Source organism: Bacillus sp. 01N45, assembly GCF_056399205.1.
Genome location: NZ_JBFTQW010000010.1, coordinates 1 through 20,500, shown reverse-complemented (window position 1 = coordinate 20,500; position 20,500 = coordinate 1). Strand labels below are relative to the sequence as shown.

Below are 20,500 nucleotides of genomic sequence, written 5' to 3'. Positions count from 1 at the left end.
TCATTGCCCCCTATTTATATATTCCCTTGAAGAATTTAACATAAAATCTAGATACAACAATATAAAATGCAATATTTCATATTATTTCTTCCTATATTTTGTACATATCGTGAACAGACTTACCTTTATCTAACCTCCAATAATTATGAATCCATAGCGATTAAACTGTCCTTTTACACAAGATAAAAATCGAATTTTTTGACAATTGATCTTTTAATTGTTATAGTTAATATAATTGTTAACTTTATTAAACAAAGGTGGGATTCTATGATAAAAAAAGAAAACAGTGTATTTTATATCTCCATCTTGCTAACAACATTATTCATTATATGGGGAATTACCCCGGCAAGTTGGATACAAGGCTATGATTTGCAAAGTGTTACATCTTCCTTAAACTCATTTATCCTCAATAAATTTGGATGGTTTTACTCTCTACTTATGATCGCAATGATTATTTTAGCCACTTATTTAGCATTTTCTAAGTACGGTTCTATTCGTCTTGGTAAAGATGGAGAAAAACCACAGTATAGTTATCCATCTTGGCTATCCATGTTGTTTGGAGCAGGAATGGGAATTGGACTCCTCTTTTATGGAATCACTGAACCGATTTCACATTTTACAGATCCATTAACAGGAAAAGCAGGTACAGAGGAAAGCGCCAAACTCGCTATGCAATATTCATTTTTCCACTGGGGACTCTTTCCGTGGTCACTATACGCGATGGTTGCTTTAACAATTGCATATTTCACATTCCGTAAACAAAAAGGTAGCACAATTGGGGCTACAGTTACTCCATTATTTAATCGATCGAAAAATTCTCCTATCGGAAAAACAGTCGATATTTTGGCTGTTTTAGCCACAGTATTCGGTATTGTGCCATCTGTTGGGATTGGTGCTCAACAAATCGCCGGAGGATTAAGCTATTTATTCCCTTCTATTCATAACACTGTACTTACACAGCTTGTACTTATCGCCATCTTCGCTGTTTTATATTTAACAAGTGCACAAACAGGCTTAGATCGTGGGATTAAATATTTGAGTAACTTAAATTTCTCTCTTGCAGGTATTTTACTCGTCTCCTTTTTACTTTTAGGACCGACTGTATTTATTATGAAATATTTCACATCTACACTCGGTTCTTATATCGGAGCTTTACCTAGTATGGGATTAAATTTAGGAGCATTTAATGAAAAATCTTCTTCTTGGATTGAAAACTGGACTATTTTCTATTGGGGATGGTGGATCTCTTGGTCTCCATTCGTCGGTACATTCATCGCTCGTATTTCTAAAGGGCGTACAATAAAAGAATTTATTATTGGAGTTGTATTAGTCCCAACTCTTATCTGTACATTTTGGTTTGCAGTATTTGGCGGTACCGCTATCCATATGGAAATGTTCCAATCGCTTGGTATAGCTGATGAAATCGCAAAAAATGGTACAGAGATTGGATTATTTGCTGTTATTTCACACCTACCGTTCTCTACATTTTTAACAATTATCGGGTTAATTTTAGTAGCCACATTTTTCGTTACTTCTGCTGACTCGGCAACATTTGTTGTTTCAATGCAAACGAGTAACGGAAGCTTATCACCGAAAAATAGTTTAAAACTTATATGGGGATTAACAATCGCGATAATTGCTGCTATTTTATTACAAGCTGGAGGATTAAATGCACTGCAAATAGCAGCTATAATTGCCGCGCTACCATTTTCTATCGTAGTTGTTCTTATGGTCATTTCGCTCTTTAAGGAGCTTCGAAAAGAAGATGTTAATTTACAAGCAAAAGAAGTTCCGCAAAAAATAAAGAAGGTTATGTAACGATTAGCACCTCTCCTAAAGAAGAATTCGGTCCTCCGATTAGTCCTGAATCCATTATTACTGAGGGCTGCAAAATAAATTAAATAAAACCCATTCGTATGAAATATAATTTTCATACGAATGGGTTTTTACTCTATTATATAGTGTTGTAAACATGCTTTCTCCTCAAAACCTACTTTCTTGTACAACTTCATCGTACCATCATTATTCGTATTCAAACATAGTTCTATCTCTCTCATCCCTTGAAAGGAGAAAATATACTGAATTGCCCCTTGTAATAAGCGCTCTCCAACACCTTTTCTTCTACTATTTTCAGTCGTTGCAATAAATTCGATATTCGCTTCTTGAAACTCCGGATTTACTTCAACATATACATAACCTTCTAACTTATCATTCTTCATACTTACAAATAATTTATTCGTATCACTTAAACGTTCGATAATTTCAATTCCTTCATAATATGTATTAGGAAAAACATTATTGTGTAAAGCGATAAACTGCTCAAATACTTTTGGTAAAGCCTCTTCTACATTACATATAACACGTTTTCTTGGAATGTTTTTTAAAATGAGAATACTATGTCGATCTTGTTCTTTAGCATGTAAATCCTTCATTAAGCGAGCACAATTATTATTTTCCACATGATAAAAACCATAAAATTTCTCAATATGAAAAGGCATCTTTTCTATAAGTTCCTTCCACATATGTAAAGCAACTTCTTCCCAATTCTCTACAATAATAAACGGCCCCCATATTTCTGCACATTTTTTCACTTCATCCACATCAAATCCTAATACACCTATTATTTTATTATTTTCATAAGTAACAACAAAAGATTGTTCCCATCCTATATCAGAAAAATCATGGATAATTGTCTGTAATAACTCCTCTTTCTCGTCTCCACAATAACCAACATAATGAGTAGCATCTTTATTCATACTTGCAATAAATGATGCCACCTCTTCAGTTTTCAAAATAGAACTGACATGCATGACCTCTCCTCCTTCTCTAATATATTTACACCTTTTACATTTATATCCTTCTAAAAAAGACATCATCATAAGCATATTTCAAAATGAAATCGCCATGATAATGTCTTCTCAAAAACTCACATAATTATTTTACATTATAATAAGATAAAACGTTTTTATTTCTTAAATAATCTCTTTCTAAATACAAACATACTCAGTGCTGAAAGAACTAATGCTACACCCGAAAGTAAAGTTGATGTATTCGCTTGTCCACCTGTTGCTCCTAGCGATTTCTTACTTTCTTCTTCTTTATTAACAACTGGTTTATTTTCTTTCATGCTTTGATTCTCTACTACTTTTTCTTTCACAACTTGATTATTCACGTTTTGTTCTTGAACTGGTGCCGATTGATTGATTTCTTCTTTCGATTCTTCAACTTCTTTTGTTGGCTCTTTTTCTTCTTCTTTCGATCCTTCAACTCCTGTTGTTGGTTCTTTTACTTCTTCTTTCGATTCTTCAACTTCTTTTGTCGGCTCTTTTTCTTCTTCTTTCGATCCTTCAACTCCTGTTGTTGGTTCTTTTACCTCTTCTTTCGATCCTTTAACTTCTTTTGTTGGCTCTTTTTCTTCTTCTTTCGATTCTTCAACTTCTTTTGTTGGCTCTTTTTCTTCTTCTTTCGATTCTTCAACTTCTTTTGTTGGCTCTTTTTCTTCTTCTTTCGATTCTTCAATTTCTTTTGTTGGTTCTTTCCCTTCTTCTTTTGGTTCTTCAACTTCTTCTTTTGATTCTTCAACTTCTTTTGTTGGTTCTTTTACTTCTTCTTTTGATTCTTCAGCTTCTTTTGCTGGTTCTTTTGGCTCTTCTTTTGATTCTTCAACTTCTTTTGCTGGTTCTTTTTCTTCTTCTTTTTCAACTATATTCTGGATTACTGTTCCGTTAAAACTTATACTAATTTCATCCGAATCTAAATCAAATTTATACACCTTTTCACCTGGAGTACTCCATTTTATTACTCGGTTATTAAATGTTCCACCCTCACTTGTCAGTTTAATATTCTCAATAATTTCTCCTTCTAAATCATATACAGGAACTTGAATTTCTTCATTTACTTTTGCTTCATCTAAAAAGATTTTCTGTCTGCCGGCATCAATTGAAAACCATTGGCCTAATTGTATTAACGGCCTTACATCACGAATCTCATTTCCAGCTAATTTTAAACTGAGTAGGTCTAACATTGGGCTAAGAACTGAAACATCTTTAATTTGATTATCAGCAAGATTTAACCACTGTAAACTTTTTAATGAAGATAGTGGTGTTATATCTTCAATCTGATTATGAGATACATTCACATCGTTCAACTTTTCTAAGTTTGAGATAAATTCAATATTCTTCAAACCTACTCCTTCTAAAGTAAGTTTTTCTAAGTTCATCATATATTCTAAACCTGTTATATCTTTTATATTTTCCCCTTTTTCTTTAAGTATCTCTAATTTTTTAATCTGCAATAAATCTTCTTTTGTGATAGGAGCGTTTAAATTCTCTCTACCTAAATTCTCTTTATTAATATGTTGTTGTAAAGTTTTATCAAGAATTATATTTTCCTTTTGTTCATCATTTCCTTTTATTTCATCTAACCTTTCAACAACATTTTGAATTACTGTTCCATTAAACTTAATACGATTCTCTTCTGGTTTTATATCCAACAGAAATTCGTATGTTTTTTCACCAGTAGTACTCCATTTAACAGAACCATTATTAACTACTCCATCTCCATTCTTTAATTGAACAGTATCGAGTGGCTCTCCTTGTAAATTATAGATAGGTATTTTAACTTCCTTATCTTTTTCTACATCATCTAAAAAGATTTTTTGTCTTTGAATATCAATGTACATTCTTTTCCCTAACTCTTGAACCGGTCTAACATCACGAATTTCATTTGACCCTAGCTTTAAATCGTATAAACCTGTTAAGTGGCTAAGTGGCGTTATGTCTGAGATATAGTTTTCTTCTAAATTAAGTGATTGTACGGTAGACAATCTTGATACAGGTTCGATGTTTTCTAATTCATTTTTAGAAAGATCTAACTCTACTAACTTTTTCATTGGTGTAATATGTTCAATATTAGTCAGTCCATTGTTGCTTAAAGATAAACTCTTCACATTCTTCAATTGCTCAATCCCAGCAAGATTAGCATTACTAATTTGATTATTTGCTACAGTCAAAGTCTTTAAAGTTGTTACTGTAAATAATGGTTTAATATCTTTTATATAATTACTATTTAAATCTAGCATTTTGATCTTCTTCATTTGACTCAATGGGCTTAAATCCGAGATTTTATTGTTTCTCAAGCTTAAACTTTCGATATGTTCTAACTCAGCCAAAGGTCCAATATCTTTAAGTTCACCATAAGTTATACTTAATGATTTCAATTGTCTCAAACTCGAGATAAATTGTATATTTTCTAACTTAACTTCTTCCAATGTTAAGGTTTCTAAGTTCGTCATATATTCTAAACCAGTTACGTCTTGTATTCCTTTACTTTTCGCTTCAACGACTATTAAAGATTTAACTTTTAATAAATCTTCCTTAGTTATTGGCGTATTTAGATTCTCTCTATTTAAATTATACTTATTAATATGCCTTTGTAATTGCTTATCTAATATTACATTTCCGTCTTCATCCTGTTGATCCTCTTTATTTTCCTTTTGCTTTTCTGGAACATTATTTTCTAAATTTAAAGCATTTACTTCAAACTGCACTTGATATTTATTATCATAGGCCATTGTCGGAATATAAATATGCATTTGCATATTATATCTTTTTCCTAATTCTCCTACTTCAAACTGAATCACTTTCGTTCCGTTTTTCTTTTTATCTTCTGATATTACTTTTACATCATGAAACACACCAGGAGTATGAACATCTTCTGTTTTCAAGTATTTGAAGAAATCACTATCACTTAACGTTGCCGTTACCATTTTCTTTCCATTCTCAATCGTTAACTTAGGATCCTTTATATAAACAGCTGCCATAGACTCCTCATTCGTTTTATCTTTATATGCTTTCATAACAGCATCATATGTACCATCTTCTAAAGCATAGCCCTTTTTATTAGCCTCAATTGCTACTRCCGCTAAAGCAGGCGTTGAATACGTGGCAAATGGAAGTGATAACGCCGCAGCGATAATCATCGCATTTATATGTTTTCTTTTATTTTTTTTCAACTTTACATCTCCTCCAAAATATATAAATCTAAATGTAATCATATCTCGAATAAATGATAATAATTTTCATTATCATTGTCAACTAAAAAAATAAAAAGTTAACAAAAAAATAACCCCTTTTTAAGGGGGTTATGCCATTTTTTCTCCGGTTTCTTCTTTAAAAAAGCTCTTCATCGCATGGAATACGTCTGCTTTTTGCTTTAAAATATAATATCTAAAATTCTCATCTTTAATATTTTTATAGGCTGACATGAGGGTACTATGGCGGTTGTACTGGTTCACTTCCCCATATCCAAACATATTACACTTCTTCATTAACTCCTCGACAAGCTTTACACATCTAGCATTATCTGATGTTAAATTATCACCGTCTGAAAAATGGAATGGATAAATATTATAGCGGTCTGGTGAGTATTTATTATCAATTAGCTCGAGTGCTTTTTTATATACAGAAGAACATATCGTTCCGCCACTTTCTCCTTTTGAGAAAAACTCTTCCTCTGGAACTACTTTTGCCTCCGTATGATGGGCAATAAACTCAATATCTACTGTTTCATACTTCGTTCGTAGAAATCGCGTCATCCAGAAAAAGAAGCTACGTGCCATATATTTCTCCCATATTCCCATCGATCCACTCGTATCCATCATCGCTAATACAACAGCTTTTGAATCTGGCTTTAATACTTCATTCCAAGTACGGAACTTTAAATCTTCTTGGTGAATCGGATGAAAAGAGGCTTTACCACGCATCGCATTTCGTTTATATGCGGATATCATCGTTCGTTTCTTATCGATATTTCCCCATAATCCAGTCTTTCTAATGTCATTAAATTCAACATGTTCAATCCGGTTTTCATCTATTTCTTTTCTCTTTAAATTAGGCAGCTCTAACTCTTTGAAAAATGCTTGCTCTAATTCTAAAATAGAGACTTCAGCTTCATAATAATCTTCTCCAGCCGCGTCCCCTGCTCCTTGCCCTTTTCCTGGTCCTTTTTGCTTTTGACCACCTGATCCATCTCTCGCAACGACATCACCAACTTTGCTGTCACCATTTCCTTGCCCAACGTGTTTGTTTTTATCATAATTGTACCTAATCTTATATTCATCTAAAGAACGAATCGGTATTTTTACAACATCCTTACCATTAGACATAACTATGCTTTCTTCTGTTACAAGATCGGGTAAATTATTCTTAATTGCCTCTTGTACTTTTTCTTGATGGCGTTGTTGGTCGTCATATCCTTTGCGATGGAGGGACCAGTTTTCCTGTGAAATCGTATAATTTGGTTGGTTTTCTTCACCCATTTCTTTCCCTCCTTACTGTAATTGTCTTCCCTTATGAACAGTAAGCTAGAAATTTTATTTTATACTGTGCAAGCTAGAATGAAAGATAACTGCCCATCGAAATTCATCCCATAAACATATATAACGTTTTTCATATAATACTCCGAGCATCCTAAACAAAATTTTGCCACTCACATACTAGAAAGAAATATTCAGCCGTTGATAAGAAAGAAACACAATGCATAGTTGCACACATTTACACTTTGCAACATATTGTATTGTGTTGGCTTTTTTCGTATGAATGGTTGGTTACTCTATCATATGCATATTGTAAAAATAATTGACAATAAATTCATGAAATTGTATCTTAATTTATTACATTTGGACAAGGTATGACACTTTACACATATAAATGGATAATAAAACGCTGTCCCGCAAAATACAAGAGACAGCGTTTTGTTATCAAACTATCGGTTTAGCAGACTACCTACATAGCGTAATAATTCATTCGCAGATGAAGAATTATAGCCGTGCTCATCAATTAAGCGTGCAACAACATCATTGATTTTCTTAAGCTGATTTTCGTCTGGCGTTTTCGTTGATGTTGTAATTTTCACTATATCTTTTAAATCAGCAAATAGTTTTTTCTGAATCGCTTCGCGAAGACGCTCATGTGAATTATAATCAAAGCGTTTTCCTTTACGCGCGTAAGCAGAAATGCGAATTAAAATTTCTTCACGGAATGCTTTCTTAGCATTTTCTGAAATTCCAATTTGCTCCTCAATTGAGCGCATTAGCTTTTCATCTGGACTCATTTCTTCACCTGTTAATGGATCACGTAATTTCGATTTATTGCAATATGCTTCAACGTTATCTAAGTAATTATCCATAAGTGTCTTCGCTGATTCTTCATATGAATACACGAATGCTTTTTGTACTTCTTTCTTCGCAATTTCATCATATTCTTTTCTCGCTAATGAGATGAAATTCATATAACGCTCTCGATCTTCATTACTAATTGACGGATGCTGATCCAACCCGTCTTTGAGCGATCTAAGTACATCTAATGCGTTAATAGATGGTACCTCTTTTCGAATAATTGTAGAAGAAATTCGGTTAATAACATAACGAGGGTCAATACCTCTCATACCTTCATCTTGATATTCACGTTGTAGCTCCTCTACATCAATCGCATTATAGCCTTCTACCGTTTCTCCATCATATAAACGCATCTTTTTAATTAAATCAATATCTGGACGCTTCGGATCTTTTAAACGAGTTAAAATCGTAAACATTGCTGCAACGCGAAGTGTGTGCGGTGCAATATGCACATTGGATACATCACTTTCACGAATCATTTTTTCATAAATATGTTCTTCTTCACTCACTCGTAAATTGTATGGAACTGGCATTACAATAATTCTTGAGTGCAATGCTTCATTTTTCTTGTTTGCTATGAAGGAACGATACTCCGTTTCATTCGTATGCGCTACAATTAATTCATCTGCTGAAATAAGCGCAAATCTTCCCGCTTTGAAATTCCCTTCTTGCGTAAGCGATAATAAATGCCATAAAAACTTCTCGTCGCATTTTAGCATCTCTTGGAATTCCATCATCCCACGGTTTGCCTTATTCAATTCTCCATCGAAGCGATACGCTCGTGGGTCTGATTCTGAACCATATTCTGCGATTGTTGAAAAGTCCAGACTACCTGTTAAATCGGCGATATCTTGTGATTTAGGATCAGACGGGCTAAATGTACCAATCCCTGTACGGCGATCTTCCGAGAAGAAAATACGCTCTACAACTACATCCTCAATTCTTGAACCATATTCTTGCTCTAGACGCATTACGTTTAATGGCGATAAATTCCCTTCAATTCTAACTCCATACTCACCAAAGAAATCATCCCGTAAATGATGCGGAATTAAATGCAGTGGATCTTCATGCATTGGGCAGCCTTTAATTGCAAAAATTGCGCCTCGATCTGTTCGTGAATATGTTTCTAATCCTCGTTTCAACATCGTAACTAATGTTGATTTCCCGCCACTAACAGGACCCATTAATAATAAAATACGTTTTCTAACATCTAATCGTTTTGCAGATGGATGAAAATATTCCTCCACAAGACGTTCTAAAGCATCCTCTAATCCAAATAGCTGATTACTAAAGAAGTTATACTTTCTTCTACCATCTACTTCTTCGATTCCAGCATCTTTTATCATATTGTAAATGCGAGAGTGTGCTGTTTGAGCCACCCATGGTCTTTCCTTCACAAGCTCTAAATACTCCGCAAACGTACCTTCCCATTGTAACCGTTCTTCTGCTGCTCGATGCTGTTCAATCTTTTTTAGAATATCCATTATAGCTCCTCCCCCATCTCCTTGTTCAATCGGATTATTATAAAAGGTATGCTAGGATGTCCTTAAACATTCTTTAAATCAAAATGAAATATACAGTAGTGCTATAAAATTCTCTCCAAAATTCAAAGAAAATTCTGTATAATATAGGTATTAAAGTTTTTACACCTCTATTCATTTTAAATAAATTCTTTTCTTCCAAGAACCTTACATACATTTTGATTCATATTTAAGATTCGTAAACTGAAAAATAGGAGGGATATTAGTATGAAATTATTATTAATTTTAGGTGTATCACTCACATTTCTTACAGCTATTTTCACATCTGGTTACAATGATAAACCTGGTACACAAAAAAAGTGATGTGCTTCTTAGCACATCACTTTTTTTATCAATCATTTATAATACACATTTTCCACATCATATTTTGATAAAGGTCGGCTATAATAATAACCTTGCACAAACTTCACATTCTTTTCCTTCAAAAATTGTATTTGTTCCGCTTTTTCTACTCCTTCTGCAATTACATTCAATTCCAAAGTATGAGCTAAATGAATAATTGCAGCTGTAATATTCGTATCACGTTCATCCACATGTATACCTTCCATAAAAGAACGATCGATTTTCAACGTATCAATTGGGTACGTTTTTAAATAACTTAAAGATGAATATCCCGTCCCAAAATCATCTAAATGAATCTTTAAATTTTGTTCTTTTAATTGTAGCAATACCCTTTTCGATATGTCTTTATGCATAAGGGCTCCTTCTGTAACCTCTATCGCTAATAGATGAGCTGGTACATTGTACTTATGTAACGCTCGTGTAATCATCTCTATTAATGTAATCGAGCGAAAGTGCCTGGCTGAAATATTAACTGCAATCGGGACAACTTCATATCCTTTATTTAACCATTCACGTATTTGCCGACACACTTCATTTACTACCCATTCATCAAGCTTAATAATAAATCCTGTTCTTTCTGCTAGCGGAATAAATTGATTGGGAGAGACAAATCCCAATTCTTTATTCTCCCACCTTATTAAAGCTTCCATACTCGCTATTTTTTTCGTTTCAATATTCATTTGTGGCTGATAATACAAGCAGAATTCATTTTTTTCTATAGCACGATGCAATTGGTTTTCTATTATAAATCTTTGTTCACGCTCACAATCTAATCCACTGCAATAAAACTGATAATGCCCTTTTCCTTTTTCTTTTGCTTTTTCCAAAGCAGCATCAACTCTTTGGAATAATATTTTTTCATCCTCTCCATCTGTTGGAGCCATTACAATTCCGATTGACGCACTTAAATAGACGTCCTCTTCTTCGATTACAAAATGTTCACTAATCTTTTTTAGTATGCTTTTTGCAACTATCTCTACACGTTCTTTCGTTATATTTTCTATTAACATAACAAATTGATCATCGTGTTCTCTAAATAAGTGCATACCGTCTATTTGAAGACTGCTTAAACATTCTGTAACTTTTTGTAATACTTTATCTCCTTCTTTATGACCAAAAGTATCATTAATAAGGTGAAATTCATCTAAATCTATAAAAACAAGTGCAAACTCTGTATTATCATTTAAAAAAACATTTAACTTATTTGCACATGAAATTCTATTCATTAATCCTGTTAATTGGTCATAATAAGCTAAATATTCTGTTCGCATTTCATTCAATACTTGCCTTGTAACATCCCTCGTAACAATATATACCCCAACAATTTCGGCGTTCACAATAATCGGAATAGTTCTCAAAGAAATATAGAGCTCGTACCCTTCTTTATGAACATATTTCTTTGAAACAATTTGTTTTGCCCTTCCTTGCAGGGCTCCTTTAAATATAATTTGAAAATCTTTTTCATATTCCTTATTAATAAATTCAAAAATAAATTTATTATGTAATTCTTCATATCGATATCCAAATATTTCATACGTTGCTGGATTTGCATATGTAATTCTACCTATAGAATCCATAGATATAATGGAGTCATTATTATATTCTAATAACGACTTAAACAACATTTGTTTTTCCTCTATCTCTGCCTTTTCCTCAATCTGAGCTGTGATATCCCTCGTAATACAAATAATAAACTGACATACTCCTTCTTCGTCGAATACAGGATTAAGTGAAGATTCATAATGTAACTCACCCTTTGGTAAACTAACTACATCACAAAAGGTATGTGCTTTCGCTTCGCTCGCTACTTTTGCATATTGCACTCGCAATATTTCCGCCGTATCTTCTGATAATACTTCAGCAAACGTTTTTCCATAACATTCTTCGCCTAGCTTCCCATAATCCATACCTATCTTATTTACATAAATATATTTAAAGGTTTCCTCATCCATAACTTTCACAATAAATACTAAATCTTGAATAGCATGTAATAGTCCTCTTCTTATTAAATCCATATCTATCATACTTAAAAAGGTATTTTGATTATTATATTGTTCCTTCATATTTATCTCAACCCGTCTAATCTATTTTTATTCATATATCCCATTCTATATGAATATGTACCCTTTTTTAAATGTATGATTACATATTATTTTTATTTTTAGAAAAAAAGTCGCCATATGGCGACTTTTAATAAACAATTTCTAAATCTAATCCCGGATAATTTTGTTGACGGAATGCTTCATAAATTAAAATAGCTGCTGTATTAGATAAATTTAATGAGCGCACTTTATCAGTCATTGGAATACGTAAACAATGATCGAAATTTTCTTCGATTACATTAGCTGGTAAGCCGTTTGTTTCTCTTCCAAATACAAAATAGTAATCCTTCTCACGTTTGCTATAATCAAATGCTGTATGAGCTTTCTCGCCATACTTTGTTAAATAGAAGAATTCACCGTCTTTATTTTTCTCATAAAATTCTTCAATTGAATCATAATACGTAACTTTCACGTGCTGCCAATAATCTAATCCTGCACGCTTTAACATTTTATCATCCGTTGAAAATCCAAGCGGTCTAATCAAATGTAATTCTGTTCCAGTTGCTGCACAAGTACGAGCAATATTCCCTGTATTTGCTGGAATTTCTGGTTGATATAAAACAACATGTACTCCCACGCGATATTCACCTCTGTTTTTTGTCTACTACGTATTATACCACTTGAGCGAAAAATCTCTACCCATTAATAATATGAAAGAATTTATATTTCATTTGTGGTGTATATTTACTAGAATCTTCATAGTTCCAATAACGCCGACGGCTATTCGCTGAATGTGCATTTACAAGTGGCATACCATCTGCGTCTTTTGCTACTACAATCGTCGTATGATTCCACCTACCATCATCCTCGAAATCATAAGCGATGACATCACCAAGAATAAGGTCCTCTGGCCTTTCTACCGCTTCAGCTCGAAGCCCTGTTGTAGCACCTGACAAATACCAATAAAAAGAGTGTGCGACAGCCCAGCTCCAACTCCACTGATTCTCCCTTTGCCACCATCCTTTGCGAATATTAGGATATCCATTCATTGGTACTTCTCCAGTATGAAGACATTGAGAAATAAAATTCGTACAATTATCAGGGAAATTACGATATACAGGGTTTCGATCATCCCACCAACGCTCTGCATATTTAACTGCCTCTAAACGGTTGTACCGATAAGAACCGTACTTCTCTTTTGTAACTTCCCTTTCTAACGTCTCACTCATTCCAACTGCTTCTGGCACTTCAATAGCATAATCACCTATTACCCGGCTATTATTTAAACAAACTCTTCGTTTTAGTTGTTCCTCTTCGATATAAAATAATTCTTTATGCTTAATTAAATATTTAAAATGTATTTGATAATCAATTTCTTGATGATTGCTATTATTTAATTGTCTCATGAAAGAAACATCCGCAGTTGCTTTCACTATCTCTGCATTACGCTTTTGAAACAATTGTTTCTTTCTCTGTGCTATTTGTAATAAATCTTCAGCAATACCATCTACATTTGTTCGTTTCTCTGTTACATATGCTAAAAATTGTTGTACTTGCTTTTCAATATTTATTTTTACAACCATTTCGTCTCCCTCCCATATTACAATATGAAGAAGGGAGATATTATCTACTCTTTTTTCTGCGCTAACAATTCAAGTCCGCGATTCATTTCATGAAGAACCTCTTCATCTTTCTCACGTTGCATCGCTTTTTCAATAGCTTCGCCCACGCCATCTCCACCAATTTTCCCAAGTGCCCATGCTGCTGTTCCGCGAAGTACTGGTCTTGGATCGTCTTTCATAACACCAATTAAATCTGGAATTGCTGATGCCTCTTTAAAATGCGCAAGTGCCAAAATTGCATTTCGTTGCAACGGCTTTTTACCTCTCCATGAACCAGACATAATTCCATATTTCTCTTTAAAATCACGATTGCTAATTGTTAAAAGTGGTGTTAATAACGGCTTAACTAACTCAGGATCTGGTTCCATCTCAGGATGATTATGAAAATCCATTCCTTTATTTTTCGGACAAACAGTCTGACATGTATCACATCCATAAATACGATTTCCTATTTTGTCGCGGTATTCTTCCGGTAGGAATCCTTTCGTTTGTGTTAAAAATGCAATACATTTCTTCGAATCTAACTGTCCTCCTTGTATTAAAGCGCCTGTAGGACAAACATCAATACATTTTGTACAACTTCCACATTGATCTTCTATCGGCTGATCTGGTGGGAAGGGAACGTTTGTAATTATTTCTCCTAAATATACATACGAACCAAATTCAGGTGTAATTATAGCGCAATTCTTACCACTCCATCCAATACCGGCACGCTCCGAAACAGCTCGATCACTTAATTCACCCGTATCAACCATTGACTTAACTTCTATATCGGGAAGTTTTTCGATTAAATATGCTTCTAGTTTTTGCAAACGATCTCGTAAAACAAGATGATAATCTTGTCCCCAAGAGGCACGACAAAAAATACCGCGGCGTTCTCCGCGCTTACTTAATGGTGCATTTTTTAATTTTGAAGGATACGCTAATGCAATCGCAATAATTGATTTTGCACCAGGTAGTAGAAGCTGTGGGTTCGTTCTCTTTTCTATATCAGACTCTTCAAATCCCGATTGATAATTTAATTGTTGTTGCTGGATTAACCTCTGCTTTAATTCCTCAAATGGTGAGGCACTAGCAAAGCCTATTTTATCTATACCAATTGTTTTACTATACGCAATGACATCTTGCTTTAATTGTTCAAAATCCATTCCTAATCGCCTCCTCAGATGAATCCATCCCTTATGTAACGACTATATTGGTTAGCAATTCACTTTTGGAATACTATTCTTTACTTCTATTTTCGCATACAATTATGTTTTTCAAACATTAAAAAACGCAATGCCTCGTTTATCTTAGAAACGAAACACTGCGTTGATCACAATTTATAGAAAAACATTTAATAAAATTTGGAGCGGGTGAAGAGAATCGAACTCTCGACCAGAGCTTGGAAGGCTCTTGTTTTACCACTAAACTACACCCGCAAATATGAAATAAATATAAGATATTAGAATAACTTATGTAAAGTAGTATAGCATGTAAAAAAAACGGAAGCAAGAATTTTATCGAAAAAAGTCGAAAAAGTGATGAGTATCTCATCACTTTTTCAATTCTTTATCAATCGCCTTCTTCATACTATCGAAATCAGGGTTTGCAAGATTTCCGTTTATATATACTGAAGGAGCACCTTGAACTTTTAATTTTTGAGCACGATCTGAATCTTTACGTACTTTTTCTTTTATTTCTTTACTGTGTAAATCTTTCTTAAATTGTTCTACATCAACTTTCGGAAGCTTCTCTTTCACAATGTTAAGAAGTAATTCTTCTGTAATCCATTCTTCCGTGTCTTTCTTTTGACTTTGATAAATCTCATCGTAGAAAATCCAGAATGAATCTTGATCTTGTTTATAAATTGCTTCACCAGCTGCTGCACCTAAATCAGAGTCTTTTCCGATAAATGGGAAGTTAATAAAGTATAACTGCACTTTACCTTTATCGATATACTCTTCTTTTAATCGTGGTAATACTGTTACATCCCAAGTACGACAAGCAGGACATTTGAAGTCTCCAAATTCAACTACCTTAACTGGGGCATCATCTTTCCCTAAAGATTGTTGTGTGGAATAAGCAAACATCTCATTCCCTTTATCTTTTTTGTCATTTATGATGCTATACGCAATTGTTCCGATTACAATCAATACTGCGATAGAAAAAACTACACCAAGAGCCATGAGTTTATTTGATTTCATATACATTCCTCTTTAAATTCATATTCTGTATACAGCATTGTACACAATACACATAATATCAACACTTATATACGTCACGCAATGAACACGCTCACATAAATTACAAAAACACAATAATTGTGACGATATTGTGTCACAATTTGTCACAATTTATTCAAAAAAAGGAAGCTCCTATGTAGGAACTTCCTTTAGCTTACTGCTTTTTCACGAGCACTCTTTAACATCGACTGCTCTGTTTTTATATCATGACGAATTACTAACTTCTCACTAACTGCTTGCACATACTCATTATGATTGATATAGCCTTCTTTCTCCATTAATCTCAAAACGACATTTCGTCTCTCTACGGCCTTATCATAATTTTGTGCAGGTGAGTAATAAGCGGGTGCCTTTACTACAGCAGCCATCATTGCACTTTCAGCCAACGTTAATTGGCTCACCTTTTTACCGAAGTAAAGGTTTGCTGCTTTTTCAATTCCCCATGCTCCTTCTCCGTAATAAATATTACTTACATACAATTTTAAAATTTCATCCTTCGTAAATGTGCGTTCAATTTTTTTCGTATAAAAAATTTCTTTCCACTTACGAGAAAATGTACGTTCATTCGTTAAAAAGGCATTTTTGGATAACTGTTGTGTAATTGTGCTTCCGCCTTGCACAACACCACCAGCTTTTATATTCTCAACAGACGCTCTGACAATCGCTATATAATCTAAACCGTTATGATGATAAAACCTTTTATCTTCTGTCGCAATAAATGCATGTGTTAATGATTCTGGCACCTCTAACTTAGCAGGTACATGTAATTTACTAATATCACTTTGCTCGATCATTACATTTCCAATGAATAATAACGTACAACTTAACAATAATAATAAAATAATGGCTTTATAAAAGAATTTAGTCATTGGATTTAATGCAACTTTTTGATGATAGTTCACCCTAGATAATACTCGTTCTTTCATCTTAAACACCTCTTTTCCACACAGCGTATAACTCTTACTTTAAGAATACCTTGTTGTAAAAAAATATCCCATCGATTTCTCTTACACGTACCTTACATCATTGTAAGGTATAAAAAAGTATTGTATCACAGTCCTTTTTTATCTACTACTCATCTGAAATATTGAATATAGATTATGCTAAACCAATAACAGAGTATACCTTAAGCCTATACTTCCCTATTAAAACATCCTATTTTCATTATATCATCTACAAAAATATATATTTGTAAGTATCTAGTAATCTAAATGTATACAATATATCATACATTATACAGAACAAACGTTCCTGGAATCAATACTAGCACTATTATTATTTTGACCTTTTTCTTAAACAGTATACAAAAAAGAGTAGTGATTTGATTGTATCTCAAACCGGCTACCCTTTTCTTTACAATCTATCTATTAAATTATATGGCTGCACTTCCCACGTTTCGTACGGAATACAATGTGCTGCTCTCATCGCATCAAGCGTTCTGGATTTCATATGAGGACGCGTTATATACCCATCTATATTCTCTTCATTTAAAGCAACAAATTTAGCCTCTTGTATTTCTTCAGGCTGAATTTGTATTTCACCGCTCACGTATGCCACTTTAAAAACAACACCTAGAATGTGCATGGAAGCATTATAATAAACTCCTGTAATACCGATAGGCTTCACCGTTAATCCTGTTTCCTCTTTTATTTCCCTACAAACAGCTTGATCGAGCGCTTCTCCTTCTTCCACCTGTCCTCCTGGCAACTCCCACGTATCCGATCGCCAATGTACTTTAGCTAATAACACTTCGTCTTTTTCATTTGTTAAATAACCTGCTACAGCAACGATATGCTTTGGTGTTTTATGTTCCATATTAAACCTCCTAGAAATAATGATTATTTCATATATCCCTATAAGCATATTCCCTGTCTAAAACAAAATACCTTTACTAATTCATCCTCTTAATTAACTTCATGAAAAAAAGCCCCTATCCGTTAAATGAACAGGGGCTTCTATCGTATTATTCTCCTAAGTCTACGTTGTGGTAAACTTGTTGCACATCTTCTAGATCTTCTAATGCATCAACCATTTTTTCAAATTGTACTTGAGCATCTTCAGGAAGTTCTACATCACTTTGTGCAAGCATTGTTAATTCTGCAACTGTGAATTCTTCAACACCAGCATCTTTAAGTGCAGATTGTACGGAATGGAATTGATCAGGTTCAGCATACACGATAACAGAATCTTCTTCTTCTAGAATGTCACGTGCATCAACATCTGCTTCCATTAAAATTTCAAGAACTTCATCTGATGTTTTACCTTCAAGACCGATAACAGCTGTCGCATCAAACATGTAAGCTACAGAACCGTTTACACCCATGTTACCACTGTTTTTGCTAAATGCAGCTCGTACATCTGCTGCAGTACGGTTTACGTTATTTGTAAGTGTATCTACAATTACCATAGATCCGTTTGGTCCGAATCCTTCATAACGAAGCTCGTCATAATTTTCTTCTGAACCGCCTTTTGCCTTTTCAACTGCACGATCAATAATTGTTCTTGGTACGTTGTATGTTTTCGCACGTTCTAATACAACTCTAAGCGCTTGGTTTGATTCTGGATCTGGCTCGCCTTGTTTTGCTGCCACATAAATCTCACGTCCAAATTTCGCGTATATACGGCTTGTATTTGCATCTTTTGATGCTTTTTTTTCTTTAATATTATTCCATTTACGACCCATACTTTCCACTCTCTTTCCCGTTTTAAATCTACATAAAAATATTAATATGAAATATAATGTGTATTCAACACATTTTTAAAAGAAATATAAAAAGTTCATTTTTGATTCATATTACAGACATAATATAAATTACTATCATTTTGTTCTTTCGACAAGTTATATTATACATGAATTTCTACATTTATTACGAATTTTAAAAGCACATAGTATAATTTAACAAAAAAGACTCTAACAGAAATGTTAGAGTCTTTTTATATAGCCGATACATATTTCCATAATATTCCCATAACTACTTTCTATTGTTGTATAATAAAAAAAGGAAAAAATTTGAAGAGAGATGGAGGGAGAAGTATGACACATTCACATGAGAAAAAAGCACATGGTCTGAAAGGAATAGGAGAGAAGTTAAACCCAACTATCTATCAAGTGAGATTCATGAAATTAGATGAACCAATTCAATTTGAGTCATTTCCTGAATTAAAGGAATTAGGAGATTGGTTGAGTACTTCAACGCACATGTGGGCGTGCCACTCAACTATGTACAAGTACAACAAAGAAGAGTTTGAAAAGAGGTTTTTAGAAATTACAAACTTAACCGTTGATAATGTACTAATATCTACTGGTGCTGTCGGATTTAACTTCATGTCACCGGGTTGGAGAAATTCTCTCTAGAGTGCTCGAAGGGAATATTGTATATACAATATTTTGCTGGAATTTTATAGAATATCACAATTAAAAGGATAAAAATGAATGTTTGTTTTTATCCTTTTAATGTTTCGCAGTCTACTCACCGTACACTTTTTGTACTTATTTTGTCATATAATGAAAAGAAAATACAAAAAAACTCTATACTAATTGTATAGAGTTTTTTTCGCCGTTCATGATACCGATGGTCGGGGTCGAACCGACACTCCCGAAGGAACACGATTTTGAGTCGTGCGCGTCTGCCAATTCCGCCACATCGGCACAAAAGAAAGGCGGCAACCGGATTTGAACCGGTGGTAAAGGTTTTGCAGACCTCTGCCTTACCACTTGGCTATGCCGCCATGCTAAATTTTATTGGAGCGGAAGACGGGATTCGAACCCGCGACCCCAACCTTGGCAAGGTTGTATTCTACCACTGAACTACTTCCGCAAAATGGCTGGGCTAGCTGGATTCGAACCAGCGCATGACGGAGTCAAAGTCCGTTGCCTTACCGCTTGGCTATAGCCCATCGAATTCTTACTTAATTATATGTAAGTATCAATTAAATTATTTGTAATTTTAAAAATAAAAATGGGGCGACTGATGGGAATCGAACCCACGAATGCCGGAGCCACAATCCGGTGCGTTAACCACTTCGCCACAACCGCCATGTTGTGTAAATATATTTGGCAGGGGCAGTAGGAATCGAACCCACACTGGAGGTTTTGGAGACCTCAGTTCTACCTTTAAACTATGCCCCTATGTAAATGGTGGAGGGGGGCAGATTCGAACTGCCGAACCCGAAGGAGCGGATTTACAGTCCGCCGCGTTTAGCCACTTCGCTACCCCTCCGAAACTTACATGGTGCCGGCTAGAGGACTTGAACCCCCAACCTACTGATTACAAGTCAGTTGCTCTACCAATTGAGCTAAGCCGGCGTATATTATTAAGATAAATGGTGGCTCGGGACGGAATCGAACCGCCGACACGAGGATTTTCAGTCCTCTGCTCTACCGACTGAGCTACCGAGCCTTATTAAAATGGCGGTCCCGACCGGGGTCGAACCGGCGATCTCCTGCGTGACAGGCAGGCATGTTAACCACTACACCACGGGACCATTTGGTTGCGGGGACAGGATTTGAACCTGCGACCTTCGGGTTATGAGCCCGACGAGCTACCGTGCT

The 20,500-nt window shown here is 34.4% G+C and carries 14 protein-coding genes and 11 tRNA genes; 2 read left to right on the top strand and 23 right to left on the bottom strand.

Annotated features, from left to right (window positions below; translation table 11 throughout):
* The first annotated feature begins 267 nt into the window (after positions 1-267).
* The gene (opuD, locus tag AC1DMU_RS21255; RefSeq protein ID WP_088061760.1) at positions 268-1,818 is read left to right on the top strand and encodes a glycine betaine transporter OpuD; all 1,551 of its coding nucleotides are present in this window, start codon (positions 268-270) and stop codon (positions 1,816-1,818) included.
* A gap of 128 nt (positions 1,819-1,946) precedes the next feature.
* On the opposite strand, the gene AC1DMU_RS21250 is transcribed toward opuD, so the two are convergent.
* The 13 genes from AC1DMU_RS21250 to AC1DMU_RS21190 all read right to left on the bottom strand — a co-directional run bounded on the left by AC1DMU_RS21250 (position 1,947) and on the right by AC1DMU_RS21190 (position 18,631).
* Entirely contained in the window at positions 1,947-2,810 is an 864-nt protein-coding gene (locus AC1DMU_RS21250; RefSeq protein ID WP_088061758.1) for a GNAT family N-acetyltransferase, read from the bottom strand.
* Positions 2,811-2,965: 155 nt separating this feature from the next.
* Positions 2,966-6,013, bottom strand: coding sequence for an NEAT domain-containing protein (locus tag AC1DMU_RS21245; protein WP_476941561.1), 3,048 nt, complete (start codon positions 6,011-6,013; stop codon positions 2,966-2,968).
* 129 nt (positions 6,014-6,142) lie between these two features.
* Positions 6,143-7,318 (bottom strand): sporulation protein YhbH, encoded by a 1,176-nt coding sequence (yhbH, locus tag AC1DMU_RS21240; protein WP_046957378.1) that lies wholly within the window; start codon positions 7,316-7,318, stop codon positions 6,143-6,145.
* A gap of 446 nt (positions 7,319-7,764) precedes the next feature.
* Positions 7,765-9,660 (bottom strand): PrkA family serine protein kinase, encoded by a 1,896-nt coding sequence (locus AC1DMU_RS21235; RefSeq protein ID WP_000353275.1) that lies wholly within the window; start codon positions 9,658-9,660, stop codon positions 7,765-7,767.
* 392 nt (positions 9,661-10,052) lie between these two features.
* Positions 10,053-12,122, bottom strand: coding sequence for a sensor domain-containing protein (locus tag AC1DMU_RS21230; RefSeq protein WP_088061754.1), 2,070 nt, complete (start codon positions 12,120-12,122; stop codon positions 10,053-10,055).
* A 127-nt stretch (positions 12,123-12,249) separates the two neighbouring features.
* Positions 12,250-12,738 (bottom strand): tRNA (uridine(34)/cytosine(34)/5-carboxymethylaminomethyluridine(34)-2'-O)-methyltransferase TrmL, encoded by a 489-nt coding sequence (trmL, locus tag AC1DMU_RS21225; protein ID WP_000538149.1) that lies wholly within the window; start codon positions 12,736-12,738, stop codon positions 12,250-12,252.
* Between the two features lie 58 nt (positions 12,739-12,796).
* Entirely contained in the window at positions 12,797-13,684 is an 888-nt protein-coding gene (locus AC1DMU_RS21220; RefSeq protein WP_088061751.1) for an amidase domain-containing protein, read from the bottom strand.
* Between the two features lie 44 nt (positions 13,685-13,728).
* Positions 13,729-14,871, bottom strand: coding sequence for a tRNA epoxyqueuosine(34) reductase QueG (gene queG, locus AC1DMU_RS21215; protein WP_048541846.1), 1,143 nt, complete (start codon positions 14,869-14,871; stop codon positions 13,729-13,731).
* A gap of 199 nt (positions 14,872-15,070) precedes the next feature.
* Positions 15,071-15,144, bottom strand: a tRNA-Gly gene (locus AC1DMU_RS21210).
* Positions 15,145-15,258: 114 nt separating this feature from the next.
* Entirely contained in the window at positions 15,259-15,909 is a 651-nt protein-coding gene (locus AC1DMU_RS21205; protein ID WP_000841323.1) for a DsbA family protein, read from the bottom strand.
* 188 nt (positions 15,910-16,097) lie between these two features.
* A complete protein-coding gene (locus tag AC1DMU_RS21200; RefSeq protein ID WP_048541849.1) occupies positions 16,098-16,874 on the bottom strand; it encodes a transglycosylase domain-containing protein in 777 nt (258 codons plus the stop codon).
* Between the two features lie 427 nt (positions 16,875-17,301).
* Positions 17,302-17,763, bottom strand: a complete 462-nt coding sequence (locus AC1DMU_RS21195; protein ID WP_088061749.1) for an NUDIX hydrolase — start codon at positions 17,761-17,763, stop codon at positions 17,302-17,304.
* Between the two features lie 148 nt (positions 17,764-17,911).
* Complete coding sequence (locus tag AC1DMU_RS21190; RefSeq protein WP_000532975.1) at positions 17,912-18,631, bottom strand: YebC/PmpR family DNA-binding transcriptional regulator; 720 nt, start codon at positions 18,629-18,631, stop codon at positions 17,912-17,914.
* Between the two features lie 351 nt (positions 18,632-18,982).
* Here AC1DMU_RS21190 and AC1DMU_RS21185 point away from each other — a divergent pair, with 351 nt between their 5' ends.
* Positions 18,983-19,303, top strand: a complete 321-nt coding sequence (locus tag AC1DMU_RS21185; protein WP_046956772.1) for a DUF3884 family protein — start codon at positions 18,983-18,985, stop codon at positions 19,301-19,303.
* A gap of 212 nt (positions 19,304-19,515) precedes the next feature.
* Here AC1DMU_RS21185 and AC1DMU_RS21180 read toward each other — a convergent pair.
* The 10 genes from AC1DMU_RS21180 to AC1DMU_RS21135 all read right to left on the bottom strand — a co-directional run bounded on the left by AC1DMU_RS21180 (position 19,516) and on the right by AC1DMU_RS21135 (position 20,433).
* Positions 19,516-19,597 (bottom strand) — tRNA-Leu (locus tag AC1DMU_RS21180).
* A gap of 9 nt (positions 19,598-19,606) precedes the next feature.
* Positions 19,607-19,677: transfer RNA gene (locus AC1DMU_RS21175), tRNA-Cys, on the bottom strand.
* Between the two features lie 14 nt (positions 19,678-19,691).
* Positions 19,692-19,766: transfer RNA gene (locus AC1DMU_RS21170), tRNA-Gly, on the bottom strand.
* Positions 19,767-19,770: 4 nt separating this feature from the next.
* Positions 19,771-19,845 (bottom strand) — tRNA-Gln (locus tag AC1DMU_RS21165).
* A 63-nt stretch (positions 19,846-19,908) separates the two neighbouring features.
* Positions 19,909-19,984: transfer RNA gene (locus AC1DMU_RS21160), tRNA-His, on the bottom strand.
* A 19-nt stretch (positions 19,985-20,003) separates the two neighbouring features.
* A tRNA-Trp gene (locus AC1DMU_RS21155) sits at positions 20,004-20,077 on the bottom strand.
* Positions 20,078-20,084: 7 nt separating this feature from the next.
* A tRNA-Tyr gene (locus AC1DMU_RS21150) sits at positions 20,085-20,168 on the bottom strand.
* A 10-nt stretch (positions 20,169-20,178) separates the two neighbouring features.
* A tRNA-Thr gene (locus AC1DMU_RS21145) sits at positions 20,179-20,254 on the bottom strand.
* An 18-nt stretch (positions 20,255-20,272) separates the two neighbouring features.
* Positions 20,273-20,348, bottom strand: a tRNA-Phe gene (locus tag AC1DMU_RS21140).
* Positions 20,349-20,357: 9 nt separating this feature from the next.
* Positions 20,358-20,433 (bottom strand) — tRNA-Asp (locus AC1DMU_RS21135).
* Between the last annotated feature and the right edge of the window lie 67 nt (positions 20,434-20,500).

Coding starts and splice junctions, on each gene's coding strand:
- queG (WP_048541846.1), bottom strand. CDS start 14,871: ATGGATTTTGAACAATTAAAGCAAGATGTCATTGCGTATAGTAAAACA.
- AC1DMU_RS21185 (WP_046956772.1), top strand. CDS start 18,983: ATGACACATTCACATGAGAAAAAAGCACATGGTCTGAAAGGAATAGGA.
- AC1DMU_RS21230 (WP_088061754.1), bottom strand. CDS start 12,122: ATGAAGGAACAATATAATAATCAAAATACCTTTTTAAGTATGATAGAT.
- AC1DMU_RS21220 (WP_088061751.1), bottom strand. CDS start 13,684: ATGGTTGTAAAAATAAATATTGAAAAGCAAGTACAACAATTTTTAGCA.
- AC1DMU_RS21250 (WP_088061758.1), bottom strand. CDS start 2,810: ATGCATGTCAGTTCTATTTTGAAAACTGAAGAGGTGGCATCATTTATT.
- AC1DMU_RS21200 (WP_048541849.1), bottom strand. CDS start 16,874: ATGAAAGAACGAGTATTATCTAGGGTGAACTATCATCAAAAAGTTGCA.
- AC1DMU_RS21190 (WP_000532975.1), bottom strand. CDS start 18,631: ATGGGTCGTAAATGGAATAATATTAAAGAAAAAAAAGCATCAAAAGAT.
- AC1DMU_RS21205 (WP_000841323.1), bottom strand. CDS start 15,909: ATGAAATCAAATAAACTCATGGCTCTTGGTGTAGTTTTTTCTATCGCA.
- opuD (WP_088061760.1), top strand. CDS start 268: ATGATAAAAAAAGAAAACAGTGTATTTTATATCTCCATCTTGCTAACA.
- yhbH (WP_046957378.1), bottom strand. CDS start 7,318: ATGGGTGAAGAAAACCAACCAAATTATACGATTTCACAGGAAAACTGG.
- AC1DMU_RS21195 (WP_088061749.1), bottom strand. CDS start 17,763: ATGGAACATAAAACACCAAAGCATATCGTTGCTGTAGCAGGTTATTTA.
- AC1DMU_RS21235 (WP_000353275.1), bottom strand. CDS start 9,660: ATGGATATTCTAAAAAAGATTGAACAGCATCGAGCAGCAGAAGAACGG.